Origin of the sequence: Tabrizicola sp., assembly GCF_041911175.1 — a bacterium.
Classification (GTDB): domain Bacteria; phylum Pseudomonadota; class Alphaproteobacteria; order Rhodobacterales; family Rhodobacteraceae; genus Tabrizicola.
In genome coordinates, this window is sequence record NZ_JAYRPN010000039.1 from 24,048 (window position 1) to 30,845 (window position 6,798).

The window sequence follows — 6,798 nt, forward strand, 5'->3', positions numbered from 1 at the left end:
GGCCTCATTCCCGCGCCAGGACTTCCATCACGCGCTGCGCCGTCAGCGCCCCCGCGATACGTCCGTCGCCATTCCTGACCGCTACCGCCTGCGCCCCGCCCGCGAAGGCTGCGAAGGCGGATTCCAGCGTCGCCTCGGCCCCGATCACCGGCGCATCTGCCGCCGGGATCAGCCCCGCATCGGCGAAGGCCCCGCACAACAGGATGCGCCCCCGGTTCACGTCGCGCACGAAACGCGCCACATAATCGTCAGCCGGACGGGCCAGGATATCGGCCCCCGTCCCCACCTGCCGCAACGTGCCGTCCTTCAGGATGGCGATGTGGTCGCCCAGAAGCAGCGCCTCGTCGAGGTCATGGGTGATGAAGACGATGGTCTTGCCCAGCCGGGCCTGCAGGTCCTTGAGCTGCAACTGCATGTCATGCCGGATCAGCGGATCGAGCGCCGAGAACGCCTCATCCATCAGCAGGACCTCGGCATCCGTCGCCAGCGCCCGCGCCAGGCCGACGCGCTGTTGCATGCCCCCCGAAAGCTGGGCGGGATAGCTGGTCTCGAAGCCCGACAGGCCGACCAGCGCGATCTGTTCGCCTGCGCGGCGCAGCGCCTCGGCCTTCGCCACGCCGTCCAGCGTCAGCCCGTAGGCCACGTTCTCGATGACGGTCTTGTGCGGCAGCAGGGCGAAGCGCTGGAACACCATCGCCACCTTGCGCCGCCGGAAGGCCTGCAAGCGCGCCGCGTCGAAGGACAGGATATCCTCGCCATCGAACAGGATATGACCCCCGGTGGGTTCGATCAGCCGGTTGAAATGCCGGATCAGCGTGCTTTTCCCCGACCCGGACAGGCCCATGATCACGAAGGTCTCGCCCGCGCGGATGTCCAGGCTGATGTCGTGCAGGCCAAGGACATGGTCCGTCTCGTCCTTCAGCCGCGCCTTGTCCATCCCGGCACGGACCTTGGCCAGCGCCCCCTTCGGATCGCGGCCAAAGACCTTCGAGACCCCTTCCACACGGATTTTCACCGGCCCCATCATGCGCCCTCCCGATGCAGATTGGCCTGCACGCGGCGGCCATAGCTTTGCGCGATGCGGTCGAAGATGATCGCCAGCAGCACGATCCCCAGCCCCGCGATCAGGCCGCGGCTGACCTCGAGCCGCTGGATGCCCTGCAACACCTGGTATCCAAGGCCCCCCGCGCCGATCATCGAGGCGATCACCACCATCGACAGCGCCATCATCGTGGTCTGGTTGATTCCGGCCATGATCGTCGGCATCGCCAGTGGCACCTGCACCGTCCAGAGTTGCTGGCGCGGCGAGGCGCCGAAAGCGCGCGAGGCCTCGACGATCTCGGGTTCCACCTGCCGGATGCCAAGGTCGGTCAGCCGGATCGCCGGGGGAATGGCGAAGACGATGGTCGCCAGCAGGGCGGGTATCTTGCCGGGGCCGAACAGCATGACGAAGGGGATGAGATAGACGAAGATCGGCATGGTCTGCATGATGTCGAGAACCGGCAGCATCCCGCCGCGCATCCGGTCCGACCGCGACATGGCGATGCCCAAGGGCACCCCGATCACCACCGACAGGATGGTCGCGGCCAGCATCAGCGCGACCGTCGCCATCGCCTCGTTCCAGACGCCAAGAAGGCCCAGAAGGACCAACAGTGCCGCAACCAGCGCCACCGGGAAAACCCTGCGCCCCGCCGCCCAGGTGGCGGCGCAGAACAGCGCGACCACCACCCACCAGGGCAGGACCTGCAGGCCCTTCTCCAGACCGGTGATCCCGCGCAGGACGGGCATGAACAGGATCTCCAGCGTCTCGCCCCAGCTGGCGACCAGACTGTTGAAGGCGGAATCGAGCGCGCGTCCGAAACTGCGCGTGTCCCAAAGCTCGGGGAAGCCGGATGTCATGAGGCGGATCCTTCCGGTTGCTGCGCCGCCCCGTGGGTCCGGGGCGGCGTCGACAGTGTCAGAGGCTGGCCTTGACCTTCTCGGCCACTTCGGCGGGAACCCAGGTGGTCCAGATCGCCTCGTAGTCCTTCAGGAAATGCACCGCGACCTCTTCCGGCGTGGCGCCGTTGTCGTCACCCCAGGCCAGGACGGTGCTGATCTCGTCGTTCGGGACCTGCATCTTCGCCAGGAACTCGGCGACCGCAGGCGCCTGCTCCTTCAGGTCCGAGACCACGGCCACCGCGACTTCGCCCGCGGCCCAGCCAGTCACCTGCGGGTCGGCGCAGTTGGCGTCGGTCAGGCAGGTGAACTTGTCCTTGTCGCTGTCCGGCATTCCCAGACGGACGAGACCGAACTTGCCCACCACGTCCGACGGACCCCAGTAATAGCCGACCCAGGGTTGCTTTTGCGCCACGGCGCGGGCGATGGATGCCTTCAGGTTCTCTCCCGATCCCGGCGAGAACAGCTCGAAGCTGTCCTCCAGCTTCAGCGCCTTGTAGTAGTTCGTGATGATCACCTCGCTCGCCCAGCCGGGAGGGCCGTTGTAAAGCCGCCCCTTGCCGGGATTCTGGTTGTCCTCGAACACCTGCCAGTTGGCGGCCAGGTCCTCGATGGTCTTGATCTCGGGGTGCTGCGTCAGAACATAATCCGGCACCCAGAGCCCGTCCTGCCCGCCGCCCGAGAAGATGTCGGACGCCTTGTAGACGTTGCCCTTTTCCTGCATCTGGTCCCATTGGGCCTGCACGGTCGAGACCCACAGCTCGGGCGCAACGGTCGGCTCGGACCGGGTCAGCATCGAGGTCGCGGTCGGCACCGTGTCACCGGGGACAAGCTGGGCGTCGCAGCCATAGCCGGCGGCCATGATCTTCTGGGTCACATGGGCCAGCGTGGCGGCAGACAGCCAGGTCATCTCGGCGATGGTGATCGTGCCGGCCGTGCCGCAATCCTGCGCGGCGGCGGTCTGGGCTTGCGCCATCCCCGCGAGGGCGAGTGCGGCAAGTGTCGTGAATCGTGTCGTCTGTTTCATCACCAAGCCTCTCCTGTCGGCAGTGGGGTTCTGTCCCCGATTGTTCTGCCGTCAGTGTCGGCCTATGCACGATTTCAATCAAACGATAACGAATTAGCTGAATTTCAGTTTTCCTTAAGCTGAAGTCGCAGCGCAAGATCGTCATCCAGTTCCACGCCATCGGTCGTCGTCCGTCCTTGCGCCTCACGTCGCCGGGTCCCGGGAAGCCGCGCGCCGTCCTGTGCCTCGATCGCTTCGGCCAGGGCGGCGATGCGTTCGCCGAAACCCGGGGCAAAGGCATCCGGGTCGATGGCGATGAAACACTGCCCCGTACCCGGCGGCCCGCCGACCGGGCCGGAGAACGGGCTGGCCGCACGGCTGGACAGCGCGCCCGACAGGGCCGAGGCCAGGACCTCGACCAGCAGGCCCGCGCCGAAGCCCTTTGCCCCTCCGGCCGGCAGCATCGATCCTTTCACGGCTGCAGCGGGATCGGTGGTGGTCCGACCTGCGGCATCGAGCGCCCAGCCTTCGGGGATGGCCTCGCCGCGCCGAGAGCGCAGGATCACTTCGGACTTCGCCACCACACTCGCGGACTGGTCGAGCACCAGGCGCACCCTTCCGTGCCCATCCGGCACCCCCAGGGCAAAGGGATTGGTTCCGATGACCGGAACCCGGCCACCGGGCGGTGCGATGGAAGCAGGCGCGTGGGTGAAGCACAGCCCGATCAGCCCCGCTTCCGCGATCCGCTCGGCATGATGCCCGAGGATGCCGCAGTTGTAGGACCGCCGCAGCGTCAGGGCCGCGATCCCACAGCTGCGGGCCGCCTCGACCAATGCCGGAAAGCCAAGGTCGATGGCGGGATGGGCAAAGCCGAACGCCGCATCCACCACCACGGCCCCGGCCCGCGGGCGCGACAGTTGCGGCTTGGCCTGCCCGTTCACCTTGCCGCAAGTGAGATGCTCGACATAGACGGGCAGGTACATCAACCCGTGCGACCTGACGCCGTCACGTTCGGCCAGCCGGATCGACCGGGCAACAGGCCGCGCCTGCCCCTCCTCCGCTCCTGCCTCTTGCAGCTTGCGCAAGGCAAGTGCCTCCACTTCCTCCAGACTGATCCGCGTGGCCATCGCCGTCCCCTTCGCTGTTGCCATTGCAGGTTGGCGATTGCCAGTTTCAGATCAACGCAGTATTTCTGGCATGAATTTCAATTGGATTGAACCATGCTCCGCCTTGAAGCCCTGCGCGCCTTTGTCGAAGTGGCCGACCACGGCAATATCAAGGACGCCTCGGAGCGGCTGTATCGCACGCCCTCGGCGCTTTCCATGACGCTGAAGCAGATCGAGGACCGACTTGGCTGTCCGCTCTTCGAGACGGATCGCAAGTCCAGCCTGACCGACATGGGCCGCTTCCTGTACGATCAGTCCGTCGTCCTTCTCCGCGACTACGACCGGGCGATGGAACGGATCGAGGCGCAGTCCAAGGCCCGCAGCGGGCGGTTGCGCATTGCCTCGGTTCCCTCGGTCGCGACCCTGCTGCTTCCCACCTTCTTGCAGGAATTCACCGCCGTCCGCCCTGACCTGGACATGGACCTTGTCGACACCGACAGCACGGACGTGCGCCTTCTGGTCGAGACGGGGCAGGTCGACCTTGGTATCGCCGGGCTGGCGGGCGACCTGCCCGGCCTTGCGAGCCGACCGATCTTCCGCGACCCGTTCAAGCTGGTCTGCCGCAACGACAGCCCGCTTGCGGCCAGGGGACCGACGCTGGACTGGGGCGATCTGGAGGGCGAAGCGCTGATCGTGAACGAGGCCGCGCGCAACCTGCCTTCGGCGGAGTTCCAGCGGCTTGCAACCGATGCGCGCTTTTCGGTCCGCAATGTCGCATCGCTTGTCGCGCTGGTTCAGTCCGGCATGGGCGTGACGCTATTGCCTGAACTTGCAACCGTGAACCTGCCCGCCGACCTGACCGCCCGGTCGCTCAGGGACCCGGCCTGCATGCGGACGGTGAGCCTGTACTGGCGTGCAGGGCGGGTCCCGAGCCCGGTCGCACAGAGATTCCTCCGCGACTTTGCCCTGGCCGCGCAACACCTGACCCGCACCCTCGGGCTTGAACCGATTGACGAACGTACTGCGTCGGGTGGTTGACCGGGCTGCGTGACGCGGGGGATCCCGAAATCGACGCGGGACGAATTGTGGCAGCAATGTGAACCGAAGATGAATGCAGGGTTCGCCGCTGGTTAAACAAACGTGATGCATGGTGACCGGATGGTGAGTCGACCGTCGCCGGGAAGAGCGACCGACCGGGTGATTGCGTGGGGGAAGAAGATGCTGCGCTCGACCACAGAACCGTCCCGCCTGTATCTGACTGCCGAATTGCGCGCGGGCGACATGCAGCCGAAGCCTGCGATCAAGAAGCCCGCCAGCCCGCTCTTCGCGGCCGATCTGAAAAGGTTCCCGCCGGTCGAGGATGTCGTCGCCGTGCTGGATCGCACCGCCCGGCGGGCCTTCGTCGCCTGAGCTTCCAGAGACCGGACAGAAAAGCGGCCACCCGATCCGGGTGGCCTTTTGCCGTCCAGCGCCGCATTGCGGACATTGCGCAGGCTCGGTCGACGGCGGCTGCACTGCGCCGCCGTCCCCGTGTTCGGATCAGAGACCGAGGAGTTGCTTGACCGCGGCTTCCACCGCGTCGGTCACCGGCTTGTTTGCGGCGGCTTCAAGCAGCCCGCGTTCCACGGCCGGCTGTTGCTCGACCTGCTGGGCCAAGGCGTCCACTTCGGCGTCCAGCGTTTCATAGGCTGCGGCATCGTCGTATTCGGCCTGAAGATCGGCCTCGGTGGCTTCTGCGGCGGCCAGATCGTCGCGTGCCGTGGCAAGGTCCGCCTCGATCCCGGCATCGGTGCCGCCGGCATCGGCCAGCGCCTGTTCAAGATCGGCCACTGCGGCAGCCTTGTCGGTGACCGACTGCCTGGCCGTGGCGAGATCGGCACCGACCTCGGTCGCGGGACGGTCGGGTGGGGTCATTCCGTCCAGCTCGGCCTGCTTGGCATCCAGGTCGGCCTGCATCTCCTCGCCCGCGAGCACGGCATCGCGATAGGCGGCGATGCGTCCCACGCGCGAGTTCGGCGCGGCGTGTTTCAGTGCATTCGGATTGGCATGGGCGGCATTGAGGGCACCGAGTTCGGACGCGCTGAGCCCAAGCGCGTCAAGGGCCGACTTCTTCTTGGATTTCGACTTGCCCGCAGTTGCGTCCGGCGCTGCGGCGGCGCCGGTGTCGGACGTGGACCCGGCAGAGCTTTCCGAACCGCCACCAGTGGATTTGCCGCCGTTTCCGTTTCCGTTGCCGTTGCCGCCACCGTTTCCGTTGCCGCCACCGTTGCCATTGCCATTGCCATTGCCCGACTTGGCATAGGCGGCATGGGGCAGTGCCAAGCCAGCAACGATGGCCGCCGAACCAAGAAGCGCAACCGAAAGCGTGCAGGCCTTCAGAAGTCCAAGGGATGTAATCTTCACGTCATGACCTCATTCAACGGGGCGGGCACCAGGGCCCGGGGATGCATCCGACCTGCATCGGGCGATCCGCAGCCGCGGAACCGAGTCGCAAGACGATGGCGGCACTAGACAGGACTTGCGTTTAACCCGGCGCGAACCAATCGTTCATCTTGGGTTCATGTGACTCCTGCTAGGCATCCGCCATGTTTCTCGCTCGCATCCTGCTCCTCGTGACTCTTGTCGCTCTGTCAGGCCCCGGACAGGCTGCGACCGTGCGCGAGCTTGGGGCGGCCGAACTGCGGCAGGCCGTGGGGTCTGGCACGGTCCTCAGCCCGAAACGCGTGATCGATGCGGTGGTCTGGGCGA

Annotated in this window: 7 protein-coding genes; 2 read left to right on the forward strand and 5 right to left on the reverse strand. The window is 66.4% G+C overall.

Annotated elements, in window-relative coordinates:
- Positions 1 to 4 precede the first annotated feature (4 nt).
- From ACE3P6_RS04940 to ACE3P6_RS04955, 4 genes are all read right to left on the reverse strand, one after another.
- Positions 5 to 1,027, reverse strand: a complete 1,023-nt coding sequence (locus ACE3P6_RS04940; protein ID WP_374392205.1) for a glycine betaine/L-proline ABC transporter ATP-binding protein — start codon at positions 1,025 to 1,027, stop codon at positions 5 to 7.
- Positions 1,024 to 1,899, reverse strand: a complete 876-nt coding sequence (locus ACE3P6_RS04945; RefSeq protein WP_374392208.1) for an ABC transporter permease — start codon at positions 1,897 to 1,899, stop codon at positions 1,024 to 1,026. The genes ACE3P6_RS04940 and ACE3P6_RS04945 overlap by 4 nt, the downstream gene beginning before the upstream one ends.
- A 58-nt stretch (positions 1,900 to 1,957) precedes the next feature.
- On the reverse strand, positions 1,958 to 2,965 hold the full coding sequence (locus ACE3P6_RS04950) for a glycine betaine ABC transporter substrate-binding protein (RefSeq protein ID WP_374392210.1): 1,008 nt from the start codon (positions 2,963 to 2,965) through the stop codon (positions 1,958 to 1,960).
- A gap of 104 nt (positions 2,966 to 3,069) precedes the next feature.
- Entirely contained in the window at positions 3,070 to 4,071 is a 1,002-nt protein-coding gene (locus ACE3P6_RS04955) for an Ldh family oxidoreductase (protein ID WP_374392213.1), read from the reverse strand.
- A gap of 93 nt (positions 4,072 to 4,164) precedes the next feature.
- Here ACE3P6_RS04955 and ACE3P6_RS04960 point away from each other — a divergent pair, with 93 nt between their 5' ends.
- Both ACE3P6_RS04960 and ACE3P6_RS04965 read left to right on the forward strand, forming a co-directional pair.
- Entirely contained in the window at positions 4,165 to 5,088 is a 924-nt protein-coding gene (locus tag ACE3P6_RS04960; protein WP_374392216.1) for a LysR family transcriptional regulator, read from the forward strand.
- 180 nt (positions 5,089 to 5,268) lie between these two features.
- Positions 5,269 to 5,460 carry a hypothetical protein gene (locus tag ACE3P6_RS04965; protein ID WP_374392219.1) on the forward strand — a complete coding sequence of 64 codons (192 nt, stop codon included), beginning with the start codon at positions 5,269 to 5,271 and terminating at the stop codon, positions 5,458 to 5,460.
- Positions 5,461 to 5,589: 129 nt separating this feature from the next.
- Here the strand turns inward: ACE3P6_RS04965 and ACE3P6_RS04970 are convergent, their stop codons facing one another.
- Positions 5,590 to 6,453, reverse strand: coding sequence for a hypothetical protein (locus ACE3P6_RS04970; protein ID WP_374392222.1), 864 nt, complete (start codon positions 6,451 to 6,453; stop codon positions 5,590 to 5,592).
- Between the last annotated feature and the right edge of the window lie 345 nt (positions 6,454 to 6,798).

Excerpts from the sequence above, each read along its gene's own strand:
- ACE3P6_RS04940 (WP_374392205.1), bottom strand. The coding sequence starts at position 1,027 with ATGATGGGGCCGGTGAAAATCCGTGTGGAAGGGGTCTCGAAGGTCTTT.
- ACE3P6_RS04955 (WP_374392213.1), bottom strand. The coding sequence starts at position 4,071 with ATGGCCACGCGGATCAGTCTGGAGGAAGTGGAGGCACTTGCCTTGCGC.
- ACE3P6_RS04965 (WP_374392219.1), top strand. The coding sequence starts at position 5,269 with ATGCTGCGCTCGACCACAGAACCGTCCCGCCTGTATCTGACTGCCGAA.
- ACE3P6_RS04960 (WP_374392216.1), top strand. The coding sequence starts at position 4,165 with ATGCTCCGCCTTGAAGCCCTGCGCGCCTTTGTCGAAGTGGCCGACCAC.
- ACE3P6_RS04950 (WP_374392210.1), bottom strand. The coding sequence starts at position 2,965 with ATGAAACAGACGACACGATTCACGACACTTGCCGCACTCGCCCTCGCG.
- ACE3P6_RS04945 (WP_374392208.1), bottom strand. The coding sequence starts at position 1,899 with ATGACATCCGGCTTCCCCGAGCTTTGGGACACGCGCAGTTTCGGACGC.